This is a genomic window from Streptomyces sp. UW30, assembly GCF_008042075.1.
GTDB lineage: Bacteria > Actinomycetota > Actinomycetes > Streptomycetales > Streptomycetaceae > Streptomyces.
On sequence record NZ_RDBN01000037.1, the window covers coordinates 352916 to 369563 of the forward strand.

Below are 16648 nucleotides of genomic sequence, written 5' to 3' on the forward strand. Positions count from 1 at the left end.
TGGATGCCCGAAGAACCAGAACAAGTGTTGCCATAGCAACGCTCCGCCGTTCTTCGGCATCATCAGTGAGGTCATCCCGGTCTTCTCCCGCAAGCCGATGTTCGGCTACATGGGTCTGATCGCGGCGACCATCGCCATCGCGGGTCTGTCCGTGACGGTGTGGGCGCACCACATGTACGTCACCGGCGGTGTGCTGCTGCCGTTCTTCTCCTTCATGACGTTCCTCATCGCCGTCCCGACCGGCGTGAAGTTCTTCAACTGGATCGGAACGATGTGGAAGGGCTCGTTGTCCTTCGAGACACCGATGCTCTGGGCGGTCGGCTTCCTCATCACCTTCACCTTCGGTGGTCTGACGGGCGTCATCCTGGCTTCGCCGCCGATGGACTTCCACGTGTCCGACTCGTACTTCGTGGTGGCGCACTTCCACTACGTCGTCTTCGGCACCGTCGTCTTCGCGATGTTCGCCGGCTTCCACTTCTGGTGGCCGAAGATGACCGGCAAGATGCTGGACGAGCGGCTGGGCAAGATGACCTTCTGGACGCTGTTCGTCGGCTTCCACGGCACCTTCCTGGTCCAGCACTGGCTGGGAGCGGAGGGCATGCCGCGTCGTTACGCCGACTACCTCGCGGCCGACGGCTTCACCGCCCTGAACACGATCTCGACGATCAGCTCGTTCGTCCTCGGCGCGTCGCTGCTGCCGTTCTTCTACAACGTGTGGAAGACCGCCAAGTACGGCAAGAAGGTCGAGGTCGACGACCCGTGGGGCTACGGCCGRTCGCTGGAGTGGGCGACTTCCTGCCCGCCCCCGCGGCACAACTTCCTCACTCTGCCGCGGATCCGATCCGAATCCCCGGCGTTCGACCTGCATCACCCTGAGATCGCCGCTCTCGACCAGCTCGAGAACGCCCCTCACGGTGAGAAGGCCCTGGCTGGTGGCAAGGAGGCCGGCAAGTGAAGGTCCAAGGCAGGATGTTCATGTGGCTGAGCTTCTTCGTCCTCGCCATGGCTGTGGTCTATGGCGTCTGGTCGAAGGAGCCGGCCGGTACCACGGCCCTCTTCCTGGCCTTCGGTCTGTGCATCATGATCGGCTTCTACCTGGGCTTCACCGCCCGGCGGGTCGACGCGGGTGCGCAGGACAACAAGGAAGCGGACGTCGCGGACGACGCCGGCGAGGTCGGGTTCTTCAGCCCGCACAGCTGGCAGCCGCTCTCCCTCGCGATCGGAGGCGCCCTCGCCTTCCTGTCGATCGCGATCGGCTGGTGGCTGATGTACTTCTCGGCGCCGCTGATCCTGGTCGGCCTCTGGGGCTGGGTCTTCGAGTACTACCGCGGTGAGAACCGCACTCAGTAACACGAGCTGAGCTCACTGGGAGCCCGGACACTCCGTCAGGAGGTCCGGGCTCCCTCGTTTGCCGTAACCGGCATCGCCCATACGTGTCACTCGGCGCGCCGCCGTTGACGCCGCTTCCTAGCGTGAAGCCATGAGCAAAATACCGAGCAAGAGCACCGTCATAGGCTGCACGCTCCTGCTGATCGCGCTCGGCGCGAGCGCCGCCGGCTGCAGCAGCGACGGCAACCCGCTGTCCGCCGAGCCGTACGACGCGGCCGACCAGATCGCCTTCAACGGCCCCTCGGGCGACGGCGAGAAGGCCGACCCCGACAAGCCCCTGGAGATCACCGCCGCGGACTCCGACGGCCGGATCACCGACGTCACCGCCAGGGACGCCGCAGGGCGCTACGTCACGGGCGAACTCTCCGCCGACGGCACCAGGTGGCACAGCACCTCTCCGCTGGCCGCCAACGCCCGCTACAAGGTCCGCGTGAGCACCGAGGACGAGGACGGCGCCCCCGGCCGCAAGGTCCTCACCTTCGACACCAGCAAGCCGACCAGCAAGAAGCACCTGACGGTGACGTTCGGCCCCAAGGCGGGCAAGTACGGCGTCGGCCAGCCCATCACGGCCGAACTGAGCCGGCCCGTCAAGGACAAGAACCAGCGGGCGATAGTCGAGCGGGCCCTGAGGGTCGACTCCATCCCCGCGGTGGACGGCACCTGGCACTGGGTCGACGACAAGGAACTCCACTACCGGCCCAAGGAGTACTGGCCCGCCGGTGCCACCGTCCGGGCCCGCAGCGACCTGGACGGCGTCAAGGTCAGCGACCGCGTCTGGGGCGGCAAGGGCAAGCCCCTCAAGGTCACCATCGGCGACCAGGTCATCGCCGTCACGGACGCCTCCACCCACCAGTTGACGCTCTTCCGCAACGGCGAGGAGGTCAGGTCCATACCCGTCACCACGGGCAAGCCCGGCTTCGAGACCCGCAACGGCGTCAAGGTGATCCTGGGCAAGGAGTACTTCGTACGCATGCGCGGCACGAGCGTCGGCATAGCGGAAGGCTCCGCGGAGTCCTACGACCTACCGGTCTACTACGCCACCCGGGTGACCTGGAGCGGCGAGTACGTCCACGCCGCCCCCTGGTCGGTCGGCTCCCAGGGCTACGCCAACGTCAGCCACGGCTGCACCGGCATGAGCACCGCCAACGCCGAGTGGTTCTTCGACAACGTCCGCGAGGGCGACATCGTCAAGGTCATCAACTCGAACGGCAACACGATGGAATCGTTCGGCAACGGCTTCGGCGACTGGAACCTGCCCTGGAAGAACTGGCGGGGCGGCAGCGCCCTGGTTTCCGGCACCCCGGACGGCCCGAGCCCCGCGGAGCGGGCACGACTGAGGCCACAGAGCGTATGAACGCCCCCAGGGGCGCGGGGAACCGCGCGACAAGCCACAGCCGCCCCGCAGCCGCCCCGGAACCGGTCGAGCCGGGCTCCTAGGCGCTCTGCAGCCTCTTGGTGCGCAACAGCGCAGCCAACGCACCGGCGAACTCCACGGGCTCCACAGGCAACGTCACAGCCGCCTCGGCCCGACTCCACGTGGCCAGCCACGCATCCTGCGGCCGCCCCATCAGCACCAGCACCGGCGGACAGTTGAACACCTCGTCCTTGATCTGCCGGCAAACCCCCATGCCCCCCATGGGCACGGCCTCACCGTCCAGGACGCAGACATCGATCCCGCCCTTGTCCAGCTCCCTGACGACGGCCGCAGGGGTCGCACACTCCACGAACTCCACCACGGGAACGTCCGGAGCGGGCCGTCGCCCGGTCGCCAACCTCACCTGCTCACGGGTGTTGGAGTCGTCGCTGTAGACCAGCACCGTGGCGGTCGGCTGCATTGTTCCTCCGTGACATCAGCGTCGTAAGGACAGGCCCGTTGGGCCGGATGCTACTCCCTTGAACACCACGTCAACACCGGTACGACAGGGGAAGACACTCCGAACGGCACCCCCCGGAGTGAGGGCGGGATAAGCGACCGACATAATGTCGGTCGTGGCGACAGCAACGACAGTAGAAACCGGGCACGCGCACCCGTCGGTCAACCGACCGAACCTCACCAGCGTCGGAACCATCATTTGGCTGAGTTCCGAGCTGATGTTCTTCGCGGCCCTCTTCGCGATGTACTTCACCCTGCGATCGGTGACGGGGCCCGAGTACTGGGAGTCACAGGCCGAGGCCTTGAACTTCCCGTTCTCGGCGACGAACACCACGATCCTGGTGCTCTCCTCCCTCACCTGCCAGCTCGGCGTCTTCGCCGCTGAGCGCGGTGACGTGAAGAAGCTCCGGGGCTGGTTCATCGTCACCTTCATCATGGGTGCGATCTTCGTCGGCGGTCGCCTGCTCGTGCGTGAACCTCTTGGCCGCGTAGGTGCGACCGAGGACCAGCAGGAAGGCGATCAGGCCGCCCGTCACGTGCAGGCCGTGGAAGCCGGTGGTCAGGTAGAAGACCGAGCCGTACGGGCCGGACGAGAGCGAGATGCCCTCGTGCTTGACCAGCTCGGTGTATTCGTACACCTGACCGCCGACGAAGATCGCACCCATGATGAAGGTGACGATGAACCAGCCCCGGAGCTTCTTCACGTCACCGCGCTCAGCGGCGAAGACGCCGAGCTGGCAGGTGAGGGAGGAGACCCTGGGAGGTGGCGGCCGGCATACGGCCCGTCGACACCTGGAAGTCGACGGCGGCAGCGCCGACGCCGACAAGGCTCGGACCGTCGGAGGTGCCCTGACCGCCGGTTCCGTGGCAGCTGGCGCAGCCGACGGCGTAGAGCTTCTTGCCCTCTTCAATCGTGAGGGACTGGGCGGTTTCCWCGGCCTGCACGTGACGGGCGGCCTGATCGCCTTCCTGCTGGTCCTCGGTCGCACCTACGCGGCCAAGAGGTTCACGCACGAGCAGGCGACCGCCGCAATCGTCGTGTCCTACTACTGGCACTTCGTCGATGTCGTCTGGATCGGCCTCTTCGCCACGATCTACATGATCAAGTAGTCGGGCCCGATCCCGCGCGCGTTCCACACAACGCACCTTCCAGAAGCATCGACGCAGAAGATCCTGACACCGGGGTAATCCGTGAAAAAGCTCTCCGCACGACGACGCCATCCGCTGGCGGCGGTCGTCGTCCTACTCCTCGCGCTGGCGTGCACGGGGGGGCTGTACGCCGTGTTCGCTCCCGCGGGCAAGGCGCAGGCCGAGGAAACCGCCCAGTCCCTCACGATTGAAGAGGGCAAGAAGCTCTACGCCGTCGGCTGCGCCAGCTGCCACGGAACCGGCGGTCAGGGCACCTCCGACGGTCCGAGCCTTGTCGGCGTCGGCGCTGCCGCCGTCGACTTCCAGGTGTCGACGGGCCGTATGCCGGCCGCCACCTCCCAGGGCGCCCAGGTCCCGGCGAAGAAGAACATCTACTCGCAGGCCCAGATCGACCAGCTCGCGGCGTACATCGCCTCGCTGGGTGCCGGTCCGACCGTCCCGACCGAGGAGCAGTACGGCCCCGAGGGAGCGGACATCGCCAAGGGCGGCGAGCTCTTCCGCAACAACTGCGCCCAGTGCCACAACTTCACGGGCAAGGGCGGCGCGCTGACGAAGGGCAAGTACGCACCGAGCCTCGAGGGCGTCGACCCGAAGCACATCTACGAGGCCATGCAGACCGGCCCGCAGAACATGCCGTCCTTCCCCGACACCACGCTGTCGGAGCAGAACAAGAAGGACATCATCGCGTACCTCCACGCGGTCAACAGTGACGAGACGGTCAATCCGGGTGGTCTGGAGCTGGGCGGCCTCGGGCCGGTCAGTGAGGGCCTCTTCTCCTGGATCTTCGGTCTCGGCGCCCTGATCGCGGTCGCCATCTGGGTCGCCGCTCGGACCGCAAAGGCCAAGAAGTCATGAGTAGCCAAGACATTCCAGAAGAGAACCTGCCCGCTGAGCAGGACGCCAACGTCGCGGTAGCAGACGAGAAGAACCCCTTCGCGGACCCCGGACTGCCGCCCCACGAGCACCGGATCCAGGACATCGACGAGCGGGCCGCCCGGCGGTCCGAGCGCGCGGTCGCCCTGCTCGTGCGTGAACCTCTTGGCCGCGTAGGTGCGACCGAGGACCAGCAGGAAGGCGATCAGGCCGCCCGTCACGTGCAGGCCGTGGAAGCCGGTGGTCAGGTAGAAGACCGAGCCGTACGGGCCGGACGAGAGCGAGATGCCCTCGTGCTTGACCGGTCAGACCCAGCGCGAAGTTCAGCGCGTTGAGGTGACCGATCGGGAAGACGAAGACCGACTTGTCGTGGGGGATCGTCACGTACGAGGCGATGAAGCCCACGGTGGCCAGCATCGAGACCGTGAACAGCAGGGCGACCGCGCGCTCGGACCGCCGGGCGGCCCGCTCGTCGATGTCCTGGATCCGGTGCTCGTGGGGCGGCAGTCCGGGGTCCGCGAAGGGGTTCTTCTCGTCTGCTACCGCGACGTTGGCGTCCTGCTCAGCGGGCAGGTTCTCTTCTGGAATGTCTTGGCTACTCATGACTTCTTGGCCTTTGCGGTCCGAGCGGCGACCCAGATGGCGACCGCGATCAGGGCGCCGAGACCGAAGATCCAGGACATCGACGAGCGGGCCGCCCGGCGGTCCGAGCGCGCGGTCGCCCTGCTGTTCACGGTCTCGATGCTGGCCACCGTGGGCTTCATCGCCTCGTACGTGACGATCCCCCACGACAAGTCGGTCTTCGTCTTCCCGATCGGTCACCTCAACGCGCTGAACTTCGCGCTGGGTCTGACCCTCGGTGCGGCGCTGTTCTGCATCGGCGCGGGCGCGGTCCACTGGGCCCGCACCCTGATGTCCGACGAAGAGGTCGCCGACGAGCGGCACGCGATCGCCGCGGAGCCCGAGGTCAAGGCCAAGGTCATGGCCGACTTCAAGCAGGGCGCCAAGGAGTCCGCGCTGGGTCGCCGCAAGCTGATCCGCAACACGATGTTCGGTGCGCTGGCCCTGTTCCCGCTCTCCGGCGTCGTCCTGCTGCGTGACCTCGGCCCGCTGCCCGGGACCAAGCTCCGCCACACCCTGTGGTCCAAGGGCAAGCTGCTCGTCAACATGAACACCGACGAGCCGCTGCGTCCCGAGGACGTCGCGGTCGGCTCCCTCACCTTCGTCAAGCCGGAGGGCCTGGAGGAGCACGACCACGACTTCCAGAACGAGATCGCCAAGGCGGCCCTGATGATCATCCGGCTCCAGCCGGACGACATCAAGGACAAGCAGGAACTCGACTGGTCCTACCAGGGCATCGTCGCGTACTCGAAGATCTGCACCCACGTCGGTTGCCCGATCTCCCTGTACGAGCAGCAGACGCACCACGCGCTGTGCCCCTGTCACCAGTCCACCTTCGACCTCTCCGACGGTGCCAAGGTCATCTTCGGCCCAGCCGGTCACCCCTTGCCGCAGCTGCGCATCGGTGTGAACGACGAGGGCTACCTTGAGGCGCTCGGCGACTTCACGGAGCCCGTCGGTCCTGCATTCTGGGAGCGCGGATGAGCACTACAGAGACCACCGAGTCCCGCGCACGCGGGAAGGCGCCGGCCGGCGAGCGCGTCGCCGACTGGGCCGACGGCCGACTGGGGATCTACTCCCTGGCCAAGGCCAACATGCGCAAGATCTTCCCCGACCACTGGTCGTTCATGTTGGGTGAGGTCTGCCTCTACAGCTTCATCATCATCATCCTCACGGGTGTGTACCTGACGCTGTTCTTCCACCCGTCGATGAACGAGGTGGAGTACCACGGCAGCTACGTCCCGCTGCAGGGACAGCTGATGAGTGAGGCGTTCAGCTCGACCCTGCACATCTCGTTCGACGTGCGCGGTGGTCTGCTCATCCGGCAGATCCACCACTGGGCGGCGCTGATCTTCCTCGCCGGCATGTTCGTGCACATGATGCGCGTGTTCTTCACGGGCGCGTTCCGCAAGCCGCGTGAGATCAACTGGCTGTTCGGCTTCCTGCTGTTCGTCCTGGGCATGTTCACCGGTTTCACCGGTTACTCGCTCCCGGACGACCTGCTCTCCGGCACCGGTGTCCGCTTCACCGAGGGCGCGATCCTGTCCATGCCGATCGTCGGCACGTACATCTCGTTCTTCCTCTTCGGCGGCGAGTTCCCGGGCGTCGACTTCGTGGCCCGCTTCTACTCGATCCACATCCTGCTGCTGCCGGGCATCATGCTCGGCCTGGTGGTCGGCCACCTGATCCTGGTCTTCTACCACAAGCACACGCAGTTCGCGGGCCCCGGAAAGTCCAACAAGAACGTCGTCGGCATGCCGTTGCTGCCGGTGTACATGGCCAAGGCCGGAGGCTTCTTCTTCCTGGTCTTCGGTGTCATCGCGATCATCGCGGCGATCGCGCAGATCAACCCGATCTGGGCCATGGGCCCCTACCGGCCGGACCATGTGTCCACGGGCGCCCAGCCCGACTGGTACATGGGCTTCGCCGAGGGTCTGGTCCGGTACATGCCGGGCTGGGAGGTCAACTTCTGGGGTCACACGCTCGTCCTGGGTGTGTTCATCCCGCTGGTGCTCTTCGGCCTGGTGCTGATGGCGATCGCGGTCTACCCGTTCATCGAGTCCTGGGTCACCGGCGACAAGCGCGAGCACCACATCCTGGACCGCCCGCGCAACGCCCCGACGCGTACCGCGTTCGGCGTCGCCTGGGTCACGGTGTACATGATCGGCCTGGTCGGCGGTGGCAACGACCTGTGGGCCACCCACTTCCACCTGTCGATCAACGCGGTCACCTGGTTCGTCCGGATCGGCTTCTTCGTCGGACCGGTCATCGCGTTCATCATCACCAAGCGGATCTGCCTCGGCCTGCAGCGCCGGGACAAGGACAAGGTGCTGCACGGCCGCGAGTCGGGCATCATCAAGCGCCTGCCGCACGGTGAGTTCATCGAGGTGCACGAGCCGCTCAGCCAGGACGCGCTGCACACCCTCACCGCGCACGAGCAGTACCAGCCGCTCGAGATCGGCCCGACGGTCGACGAGAACGGCGTGGAGCGCAAGGTGAAGGGCTCCGAGAAGCTGCGCGCCAAGCTCAGCAAGTCGTACTTCAGCGAGGACGGCCAGATCCCCAAGCCGACCGTCGAGGAGTACAAGGAGATCACGAGCGGCCACGGCCACCACTGATCGCTGCGCACGCCACGGTTGAGGGCCCCGTCCGTTGTACGGACGGGGCCCTTCGCCGTGCCCCGGGGCTGGATAGGGTGGACCTCGTTGAGACTCGTGTCCCGTAGTGCGGGACGCCTGACCCTGGAGCGGCTTATGAGCGCTGTGACCCCCGCCGGAGGCGACACCGCGGCGGCCCGCTCCTGGCCCCTGCTGCTGAACGGCCTGCTGGACGGCCGGGACCTGTCCGCCGACGACACCGCGTGGGCGATGGACCTGATCATGCGCGGCGAGGCGACGGACGCGCAGATCGCCGGGTTCGTGGTGGCACTGCGGGCCAAGGGCGAGACGGTGGCGGAGATCACCGGGCTCGTCCGGACGATGTACGCGCACGCGAACGTGATCGAGGTGCCGGGACCGACCGTCGACATCGTCGGCACCGGCGGCGACGGGGCGAAGACCGTCAACATCTCCACGATGTCGGCGATCGTCATCGCCGGCACCGGTGCGAAGGTCGTCAAGCACGGCAACCGGGCGGCGTCGTCGGCGTCGGGTGCCTCGGACGTGCTGGAGAAGCTCGGCGTCAATCTGGAGCTGCCCGTCGGACGGGTGGCCCGGGTCGCCGAGGAGGCCGGGATCACCTTCTGCTTCGCGGTGAAGTTCCATCCGTCGCTGCGGCATGTGGCGGCCGCGCGCGGGCAGTTGGGCATCCGGACGACCTTCAACGTGCTCGGTCCGCTGACCAACCCGGCGAAGGTGAGGGCCCAGGCGGTCGGCGTGGCGGACCCGCGCATGGCACCGATCGTCGCGGGCGTCTTCGCCGAGCGCGGCAACTCCTCGCTGGTGTTCCGCGGCGACGACGGCCTCGACGAGCTCACCACCACCGCCACCTCGCGGGTGTGGGTCGTACGCGACGGCAAGGTGACCGAGGAGGCCTTCGACCCGCGCGACGTCGGCATCGAACTGGTGCCGGTGGAGGCGCTGCGGGGCGCTGACGCGTCGTACAACGCCGATGTGGCGCTGCGCCTGCTGAACGGGGAGACGGGGCCCGTACGGGACGCCGTGGTGCTCAACTCGGCCGCCGCGCTGGTGGCGCTGAACCCGACCGATGCCCCGCTCACCGAGCAGATCCGCGCCGCCATGGCGAAGGCGGCGGAGTCGATCGACTCGGGCTCGGCGAAGCGGACGCTCGACCGGTGGGTGGCCGCGAGCAACGCCTAGCGCGCACGCGATGTCATCCCGCGATCCGGACACGGGTTGCGGGACGACGATCATTTCGCGTACGTTCCTGTACCAGGTCATGAGTGACAGTCATGAGGCCCCGGCCGACTGTCCGGCAACCCTCCGTCCGTGGCGGGGTGCCCCGGGTGAAGACCAGGCCGTAGGCAGCGAGGTCTACGGCAAGCGCGGGCCCCTCTCGAAACCAGGGGTCCTGGTCGTTCGAGGGAGTCTTCCGTGAGCAAGCGAATGCGATAGGGCCGCAGAGCCCCGCCTCCGCACACCCTTTTCTCTTTCTCGCATGCCTCTCTATTGGCATGCCCCTCACGGGAGTTCGCCATGTCTGTCTCCACTGCTGCCGCCGACCAGTCCGTTTGTGCCTCTCTGCCCGTTCTGGGCCGTGATGTCACCGTCCCGCTCGTCACCGGCGGCGAGGTCACCTACGCCGCGCTCGACTACGCCGCCAGCGCCCCCGCCCTGCAGCGCGTCTGGGACGACGTGGCCGCCTACGCGCCGTACTACGGCAGCGTCCACCGCGGTGCCGGCTACCTCTCGCAGCTCTCCACCGACCTGTTCGAGAACGCCCGCCGGACCGTCGCCGAATTCCTGGACTGCCGCGCCGACGACCAGCTGGTCTTCACCCGGTCGACCACGGACTCGCTGAACCTCCTCGCCGCCGCCCTCCCGGCCGACTGCCAGGTCTTCGTCTTCGAGACCGAGCACCACGCCTCCCTGCTGCCCTGGCGCGACGCCCGCGTGACCTACCTCAACGCGCCCCGCACCCCCCGCCAGGCCGTCGAGACCCTGGAGCGCGCCCTCGCCGAGCGCGACCCCTACGGCCCGGCCCTGGTCTGCGTCACCGGCGCCTCGAACGTCACCGGCGAGCTGTGGCCGGTCAAGGAGCTCGCGGCGGCCGCACACGCGCACGGCGCCCGGATCGTGCTCGACGCCGCCCAGCTGGCCCCCCACCACCCGGTGAGCGTGCGTGACCTGGACGTCGACTGGGTCGCCTTCTCGGGCCACAAGCTGTACGCCCCGTTCGGCTCCGGCGTCCTCGCCGGCCGCGCCGACTGGCTGCGCGAGGCCGAGCCGTACCTCGCGGGCGGCGGCGCCAGCCGCAAGGTCTCCCGGCGCGAGGACGGGGGAGTGGACGTCGACTGGCACGACAGCGCCGCCCGGCACGAGGCCGGCTCCCCGAACGTCATCGGCGCCTACTCCATCGCCTCCGCCTGCAAGGCGCTGACGGAGGCGGGGTTCGACACCCTGGTCGCCCGTGAGCAGTACCTGATCGAGAAGGTGCAGGCCGGTCTCGCCGAGGTGCCGGCCGTCCGCATCCTCTCCCTCTTCGGCGACGACGCCCCGCGCGTCGGCGTCATCTCCTTCGTCGTCGAGGGCTGGAACAGCTCCCACTTCGCCGCCGCCCTCTCCGCCGAGTACGGCATCGGGGTGCGGGACGGGCTGTTCTGCGCCCACCCGCTGGTGCGGACGCTGCTCGGCAGTGACCCGCAGGCCCAGGGCGAGTGCGGGGCCCCGGAGGCGGCGCCGGGGGAGAAGTCCCTCAACGCGATCCGGGTGAGCTTCGGGGCCGGTACGCCGGACGAGCACGTCGAGCGGTTCGTGAACGCAGTGAAGGAGCTCGTGACGGACGGCGCCCGGTGGAACTACCGCACCGAGGACGGCCGTTGTGTGCCGGACACCTCCGCGTGAGCCGGTAGCCGGGCGCCCAGCAGGATCATCCGCAGGGCGCGCTCGGTCGCGTCCGTGAGGAGCTCGGAGGCCCGCACCAGGGCCTCCGCCAGAGCCATCGGCGCCGGCAGGATCCCGCTGAACGCGTCGACTCCGGGCACGTTCCGCGCGCCCTCGCCCAGCGTGCCCGCCAGCACGAGCACCGGGCGGCCGTACAGCTTGGCCCGGCGGGCGACCTCGGCCGGGACCTTGCCGTGGGGCGTCTGGTGGTCCAGGGCGCCCTCTGCGGTCACGACGAGGTCGGCGCGGGCGAGGCGGGCGTCGAGGAGGACGTCGAAGCGGGGGAGCAGGCGGGCGCCGAGTGCGGCGAGCCCGGCGCCCAGGCCGCCGGAGGCTCCGGTGCCGGGGCCGCCGTACAGGTCCGTGTCCAGGACTCCCAGGTCACGGGTGAGGACCCGCGCCCAGTTCTCCAGCCCCGCCGACAGCTCCTCCACCTGCGCGGGCGTCGCGCCCTTCTGCGGCCCGAAGACGCGGGCCACACCGCGCTCGCCGCAGAGCACGTTGTACGGGTTGCAGGCGACCAGCAGGTCGACGTCCCGCAGACGCGGGTCCAGGCCGGACGGGTCGATCCGGGCGAGCCGTCGTCCCCGGGCTCGCCGAGGTCATCGTCGGGGGCCTCGTCATCGCCATCACTCGCGGGGCTGTCGGTCACCGGTGGGCGGGAGACGACCTCGTCGCTCGGCGTCGGCGCGGGCCGGCTGGGCGTCGGCGTGGGGGAGCCGCTGTCCAGCTCCACCCTCGGCGGGACCTCGGGAGACGTCGGCTGGTCGGTGAGGGCGAAGCTGGTCGCGGCGATGCCCAGCGGGATCGCCACGACGGCGGCCAGGGCCGCGATCCGGTGCGTGAAGGCCATACGGGCGATCCTGCCCACCGCTCCCGGCGGCCGGGATGAGCCCAGGATGAAGAACTCTTCATCCCGAGCCGTGCAGGAGGCGTCAGCTGTCCAGGCCGATGGCGAAGGCGGCCTCGATGTCGTGCTGCGAGTAGGTGCGGAACGCCACGTGGGTGTCCGTCCCCTCGACGCCGGGGATCTTGCTGATCCGGCCGGGGATGACCTCGGCCAGCTCCTCGTGTTCCGTCACGCGCACCATGGCGATGAGGTCATAGGTGCCGGTGACGGAGAAGACCTCGGTCACGTTCTCCAGCGAAGCGATCCGCTCCGCGATCTCGGGGATCCGGTCCACGCTGGTCTTGATCAGGACGATCGCGGTGATCACGGCTGGTTCTCTCCCTCGGGGGCCGGAGCTGGGGCGGCTTTCACTCTAGTGGGCCGCCCGAACCGGGCCCACGCGTAGCCGAAGCCCAGGCCGAAGCCCACCAGGTGCGCCAGGTACGCCACCCCGGGCCCCTGGGCCGCCCGCCCGGCCGCCACCCACTGCAGAGCCGCCCAGAAAGGCAGCACGACCCAGGCAGGGAAGCGCAGCGGAAGGAAGAGCAGGAACGGCAGCAGGCTTGTCACCCGCGCTCCGGGGAAGAGGAACAGGAACGCGCCGAGGACGGCCGAGATCGCCCCGGACGCGCCGACCAGGGACTGGGTGGAGTCGTCGTTGGCGGCGGCGTAGCCCAGCAGGGCCAGATAGCCGCAGCCGAGGTAGAACAGCGTGAACTGGACGCGGCCCATCCGCTCCTCGGTCATCGCGCCGAAGACGTAGAGGAAGAGCATGTTGCCGAGCAGGTGCACCCAGCTGCCGTGGACGAACAGGGCCGTGGCGGGGGTGAGGGCGGCCCGTGGCGCGCCCTCGAACAGCTCCGCGGGCACCACGCCCCAGCGGTGGAAATAGGCCCGCTGCGCGGCGATCAGCCCCTCGCCGGAGCCGTACGCCGGATTGAGTCCTGCCGCCGGGCCCAGCACGAAGACCAGGCAGCACAGGATGATCAGCCCGTATGTCACCGGCGCCGACGACCCGGGGGCCGATCGGCCCCCGGCACCGCCGAACCGAGCCCGGAAATGCGCCACGCTCCAGTTGCCGATCATGAACACAGAGCATGACGTAACCGGACGCACTCGCACAGACCGCCTCGCCGCCGCGGACGGACGGGCGACGAGTACCCGCCAGGCCGTAGGGTTACGAGCCACACGCACCGGGGAGTCCGGCGCGTCACGGAAACCAGAAGGAAGCGGACAGCCACGATGACGGTTCCCCTCCCGACCGACTCGACGCGGTGGCGCTGCACGCTCTGCGGCAACCTCACGCGCTTCGACGTGACGCGTTCGTCCAAGGTCGTGGAGTACATGCACCTCGATCTGGCCGGCGAGCCGAAGGTCGAGGAGCGCGAGGTGCTCAGTGAGACGATCGAGTCGGTGCGCTGCCGCTGGTGCAACGCGGTCGACAAGGTGGAACTCGTGGACAGGCCGGGCGCCGGCTCCTGAGGGGAGCGGTCCCCGCACAGCATTGGGGTGTGACGGATGGTGGAGACACAAGGCGGGGAGCCGGGCGACGGCGCCGCTGAGGTGCTCGACCGTCCGCTGCCCGACGGCGTGCGGCGCAAGGTCGTACAGATCGTGTCCGACGGCTTCGGCGGTCTGACCGTCGGCGAACTGCCCGCACAGCTGAGGCAGTACGCCAGATTCGCGCCGAACCGGCGGGCCAAGTTCGCCGGCAACGCGATGGCCGCCGCGCTGGAGACCGATCCGCTGTTCCGGCAGCGCATCGGCGAGAAGCTCAGAGATGCCCAGCCGGAGCTCACCGGCGCCCTCGACTCCGGCTCGGCGCCTGCGGCCGCGGACCCGCTCGACGTGGCGGCCGCGGCCTATGTTCTACGGCCCACCGGTTGGGTCAAGCTGGTCACCGCGGCCGGCGAGGAGGCCCAGCGGGCCGACGCCGAGCGCGCCGACGAGGAGACCCGGGCCGAGCTGGAGCGGCTGCGCGAGGAGCTCGCCGAGGCGCGGGACCACACCCGGCACGAGACCGAGCGGCTGCGCACCGAGCTGGACGCGGCCAAGAAGGAAGCCGAATCGCTTCACCGCAAGCTGCGCTCCGCCCTCAGCGACGTCAAGCGCGGCGAGGCCGCCCTGCGCAAGGTCCAGGGCGAGATCGAGGGCATGCGCGCCGAGGGACACGCGCAGGTCTCCGCGGCCGAGAGCGAGACCCGGCGGCTCAAGGCGCGGCTCGGGGAGGCCGAGGCGGCCCTGGAGGCCACGCGCAGAGCGGCGCGGGAGGGGCGCAGCGTCGAGGACATGCGCGTCCGGCTGCTGCTGGACACCCTGCTGGACGCGGCCCAAGGGCTGCGCAGGGAGCTGGCGTTGCCGCCGGTCTCCGTACGTCCCGCCGAGACCGTGGACGCGGTCGAACCGGGACGAATGACCCCCAAGGACATCGCCGCGCGTGCGCTGTCCGAAAACGACCCCGCGATCCTCGACCAGCTTCTCGCCCTGCCGCAGGCCCACTTGGTGGTCGACGGCTACAACGTCACCAAGACCGGCTATCCCCAGATGCCGCTGGAGAAGCAGCGCCTCAGGCTCCTCGGCCAGCTCTCGCAGCTTGCCGCGCAGACCGGCGCCGAGGTGACCTGTGTCTTCGACGGCGCAGAGCTGGCCGCGCCGGTGCTCCTCGCGCCGCCGCGCGGGGTCCGGGTGCTGTTCTCCAAGCCGGGCGTGACCGCCGACGAGCTGATCCGCCAGCTGGTGCGCGCCGAGCCGCCGGGCCGTCCGGTCATCGTCGCCTCGACCGACCGCGAGGTCGCCGACGGCGTGGCCAAGGCCGGCGCGCGTCCCGTGGCTTCTGCGGTGCTTCTGAAGCGACTGTCCTGAATAGGTCAACGTGCAGGGTCAATGCCCGAATTGGCCTAGCTGGCGCGCAACGTAGTGTCAAGCGCGCATCACTCCATGTGAGTTGTGTGTAAAGAATGATGTGTGTGACGAGATTTTTCTTGTGAGGATTTGATCTGATCACAAGAGGGTCACTAGGGTCTGGCGTCGAACCTCCGAGCGGGTGATCACTCACAAGAAGGGTTTCACCTCAGTGGCGTCCCACCGTCGACCGAAGCAGCCGAGCCGAGCGCGCGTGACCGTGCTCACCACCGCGGCGGCTGCTGCCGTGGCCATCAGTTCGCAGGCGGCCAACGCGGCCCCCAGCGAGAAGCCGAGCAAGGACGAGGTCAAGGCCAAGGTCGACAAGCTCTACGAGGAGGCCGAGCAGGCCACCGAGAAGTACAACGGCGCCAAGGAGAAGCAGGAGAAGCTCCAGAAGGAGATCTCCACCATCCAGGACAACGTGGCCCGCGGTCAGGAAGACCTGAACGAGCTGCGTGACTCGATGGGCCTCGCGGCCGCCTCCCAGTACCGCACGGGCAGCATCGACTCCTCGATCCAGCTGTTCCTGTCGTCCGACCCGGACGACTACCTGGACAAGGCCTCCACGATGGACCAGCTGAGCGCTCAGCAGGTCGAGTCGCTGAAGAAGGTCCAGGAGAAGCAGCGCGAGCTCGCCCAGCAGCGCGCCGAGGCCGCCGAGAAGCTCAAGGACCTCTCCTCGACCCGCACCGAACTGGGCGAGAAGAAGAAGCAGGTTCAGGGCAAGCTCGCCGAGGCCCAGAAGCTTCTCAACAGCCTGACGGCCGCCGAGAAGGCCGCCCTCGCCGCCCAGGAGGACCGCGCCAGCCGCTCCGCCGCCGACCGCGTCGACCTCGGCAACGTCGGCTCCGCCTCCGGCCGGGCCCAGGCCGCCTTCCAGGCCGCCCAGAGCCAGCTCGGCAAGCCGTACGTCTACGGCGCCACCGGCACCGCCTCCTACGACTGCTCGGGCCTGACCTCCTGGGCCTACGCCCAGGCCGGCGTCGGTATCCCCCGCACCTCGCAGGCCCAGGCCAACGCCGGGACGCACCTGTCGATGAGCGAGCTCAAGGTCGGCGACCTGGTCATCTTCTACGGCGACCTGCACCACGTCGGCCTCTACGCCGGCAACGGTCAGGTGCTGCACGCCCCGCGCTCCGGCACGGTCGTGCGCTACGAGTCGATCAACAACATGCCGTTCCAGTTCGGCGTCCGCATCTGACCCCGGCTCAGCGCCTGCAAGATCAACGCAGCGTGCCGCCCGAACGAGCGAATTACGACACCGCCGACTGACCCCACGCCCCGCCCATGACCTGCGTCAGAGGCGGGGCGTCACTTTGTGTGCCCGCCGCGGTCGTTGGTCGCCGACGCCGCTCGGAGCTACTGTCTGCCGCGTTTCCCCGTCGCCGG

General features: G+C 68.7%; 14 protein-coding genes, 9 pseudogenes and 1 riboswitch. Of the genes and pseudogenes, 14 read left to right on the forward strand and 9 right to left on the reverse strand.

Annotated features, from left to right (window positions below; all coding sequences use genetic code 11):
- The 3 genes from EAO75_RS20155 to EAO75_RS20165 form a co-directional block, all read left to right on the forward strand.
- The coding region (locus EAO75_RS20155) for a cbb3-type cytochrome c oxidase subunit I (protein ID WP_187284524.1) at positions 1-955 on the forward strand (955 nt) is incomplete at its 5' end.
- A complete protein-coding gene (locus tag EAO75_RS20160; protein ID WP_147996466.1) occupies positions 952-1350 on the forward strand; it encodes a cytochrome c oxidase subunit 4 in 399 nt (132 codons plus the stop codon). The genes EAO75_RS20155 and EAO75_RS20160, both read left to right, overlap by 4 nt.
- 130 nt (positions 1351-1480) lie before the next feature.
- Positions 1481-2743 carry an Ig-like domain-containing protein gene (locus EAO75_RS20165; RefSeq protein ID WP_147996467.1) on the forward strand — a complete coding sequence of 421 codons (1263 nt, stop codon included), beginning with the start codon at positions 1481-1483 and terminating at the stop codon, positions 2741-2743.
- A 79-nt stretch (positions 2744-2822) separates the two neighbouring features.
- Here the strand turns inward: EAO75_RS20165 and EAO75_RS20170 are convergent, their stop codons facing one another.
- The gene (locus EAO75_RS20170) at positions 2823-3224 is read right to left on the reverse strand and encodes a response regulator transcription factor (protein ID WP_147996468.1); all 402 of its coding nucleotides are present in this window, start codon (positions 3222-3224) and stop codon (positions 2823-2825) included.
- Between the two features lie 145 nt (positions 3225-3369).
- Here EAO75_RS20170 and EAO75_RS20175 point away from each other — a divergent pair.
- Positions 3370-3726: pseudogene (locus EAO75_RS20175) on the forward strand (heme-copper oxidase subunit III); the annotation flags it as partial.
- Here the strand turns inward: EAO75_RS20175 and EAO75_RS20180 are convergent.
- Positions 3715-4017, reverse strand: a pseudogene (locus EAO75_RS20180) (heme-copper oxidase subunit III); the annotation flags it as partial. The pseudogenes EAO75_RS20175 and EAO75_RS20180 sit on opposite strands and share 12 nt — an antisense overlap.
- Positions 4007-4216 (reverse strand): annotated as a pseudogene (locus tag EAO75_RS20185) (c-type cytochrome); the annotation flags it as partial. The pseudogenes EAO75_RS20180 and EAO75_RS20185, both read right to left, overlap by 11 nt.
- Here EAO75_RS20185 and EAO75_RS20190 point away from each other — a divergent pair.
- From EAO75_RS20190 to EAO75_RS20200, 3 genes and pseudogenes are all read left to right on the forward strand, one after another.
- A pseudogene (locus tag EAO75_RS20190) lies at positions 4190-4372 on the forward strand (cytochrome c oxidase subunit 3); the annotation flags it as partial. The pseudogenes EAO75_RS20185 and EAO75_RS20190 sit on opposite strands and share 27 nt — an antisense overlap.
- 81 nt (positions 4373-4453) lie before the next feature.
- Positions 4454-5266 carry a c-type cytochrome gene (locus EAO75_RS20195; protein WP_147996469.1) on the forward strand — a complete coding sequence of 271 codons (813 nt, stop codon included), beginning with the start codon at positions 4454-4456 and terminating at the stop codon, positions 5264-5266.
- Positions 5263-5436 (forward strand): annotated as a pseudogene (locus tag EAO75_RS20200) (ubiquinol-cytochrome C reductase); the annotation flags it as partial. The gene EAO75_RS20195 and the pseudogene EAO75_RS20200, both read left to right, overlap by 4 nt.
- On the opposite strand, the pseudogene EAO75_RS20205 reads toward EAO75_RS20200, so the two are convergent.
- Positions 5416-5586 (reverse strand): annotated as a pseudogene (locus EAO75_RS20205) (cytochrome c oxidase subunit 3); the annotation flags it as partial. The pseudogenes EAO75_RS20200 and EAO75_RS20205 sit on opposite strands and share 21 nt — an antisense overlap.
- Position 5587: 1 nt before the next feature.
- A pseudogene (locus tag EAO75_RS20210) lies at positions 5588-5887 on the reverse strand (ubiquinol-cytochrome C reductase); the annotation flags it as partial.
- Positions 5888-5923: 36 nt separating this feature from the next.
- On the opposite strand from EAO75_RS20210, the gene EAO75_RS20220 reads away from it, so the two are divergent.
- From EAO75_RS20220 to EAO75_RS20235, 4 genes are all read left to right on the forward strand, one after another.
- On the forward strand, positions 5924-6889 hold the full coding sequence (locus EAO75_RS20220) for a ubiquinol-cytochrome c reductase iron-sulfur subunit (RefSeq protein ID WP_147996470.1): 966 nt from the start codon (positions 5924-5926) through the stop codon (positions 6887-6889).
- Positions 6886-8523, forward strand: coding sequence for a cytochrome b (locus EAO75_RS20225; RefSeq protein WP_147996471.1), 1638 nt, complete (start codon positions 6886-6888; stop codon positions 8521-8523). Before EAO75_RS20220 ends, EAO75_RS20225 begins: the two co-directional genes overlap by 4 nt.
- A gap of 135 nt (positions 8524-8658) precedes the next feature.
- Positions 8659-9723 carry an anthranilate phosphoribosyltransferase gene (trpD, locus tag EAO75_RS20230; protein ID WP_147996472.1) on the forward strand — a complete coding sequence of 355 codons (1065 nt, stop codon included), beginning with the start codon at positions 8659-8661 and terminating at the stop codon, positions 9721-9723.
- A gap of 75 nt (positions 9724-9798) precedes the next feature.
- Positions 9799-9915: riboswitch (SAM riboswitch) on the forward strand.
- A 144-nt stretch (positions 9916-10059) separates the two neighbouring features.
- Positions 10060-11427, forward strand: a complete 1368-nt coding sequence (locus EAO75_RS20235) for an aminotransferase class V-fold PLP-dependent enzyme (RefSeq protein WP_147996473.1) — start codon at positions 10060-10062, stop codon at positions 11425-11427.
- Here EAO75_RS20235 and EAO75_RS20240 read toward each other — a convergent pair.
- The 4 genes and pseudogenes from EAO75_RS20240 to EAO75_RS20255 all read right to left on the reverse strand — a co-directional run.
- A pseudogene (locus tag EAO75_RS20240) lies at positions 11382-12047 on the reverse strand (glycerate kinase); the annotation flags it as partial. The gene EAO75_RS20235 and the pseudogene EAO75_RS20240 overlap by 46 nt on opposite strands.
- Positions 12035-12319 (reverse strand): annotated as a pseudogene (locus tag EAO75_RS47500) (small secreted hydrophilic protein); the annotation flags it as partial. The pseudogenes EAO75_RS47500 and EAO75_RS20240, both read right to left, overlap by 13 nt.
- A gap of 82 nt (positions 12320-12401) precedes the next feature.
- Positions 12402-12683, reverse strand: coding sequence for an Lrp/AsnC family transcriptional regulator (locus EAO75_RS20250; RefSeq protein ID WP_030953305.1), 282 nt, complete (start codon positions 12681-12683; stop codon positions 12402-12404).
- Positions 12680-13441, reverse strand: a complete 762-nt coding sequence (locus EAO75_RS20255; RefSeq protein WP_147996474.1) for a rhomboid family intramembrane serine protease — start codon at positions 13439-13441, stop codon at positions 12680-12682. Before EAO75_RS20255 ends, EAO75_RS20250 begins: the two co-directional genes overlap by 4 nt.
- 156 nt (positions 13442-13597) lie before the next feature.
- Here EAO75_RS20255 and EAO75_RS20260 point away from each other — a divergent pair, with 156 nt between their 5' ends.
- The 3 genes from EAO75_RS20260 to EAO75_RS20270 all read left to right on the forward strand — a co-directional run bounded on the left by EAO75_RS20260 (position 13598) and on the right by EAO75_RS20270 (position 16460).
- Positions 13598-13837 carry a hypothetical protein gene (locus tag EAO75_RS20260; RefSeq protein WP_147996475.1) on the forward strand — a complete coding sequence of 80 codons (240 nt, stop codon included), beginning with the start codon at positions 13598-13600 and terminating at the stop codon, positions 13835-13837.
- Between the two features lie 36 nt (positions 13838-13873).
- Complete coding sequence (locus EAO75_RS20265) at positions 13874-15217, forward strand: NYN domain-containing protein (protein WP_147996476.1); 1344 nt, start codon at positions 13874-13876, stop codon at positions 15215-15217.
- A gap of 211 nt (positions 15218-15428) precedes the next feature.
- Positions 15429-16460, forward strand: coding sequence for an NlpC/P60 family protein (locus tag EAO75_RS20270; protein ID WP_147996477.1), 1032 nt, complete (start codon positions 15429-15431; stop codon positions 16458-16460).
- The last annotated feature ends 188 nt before the right edge of the window (positions 16461-16648 follow it).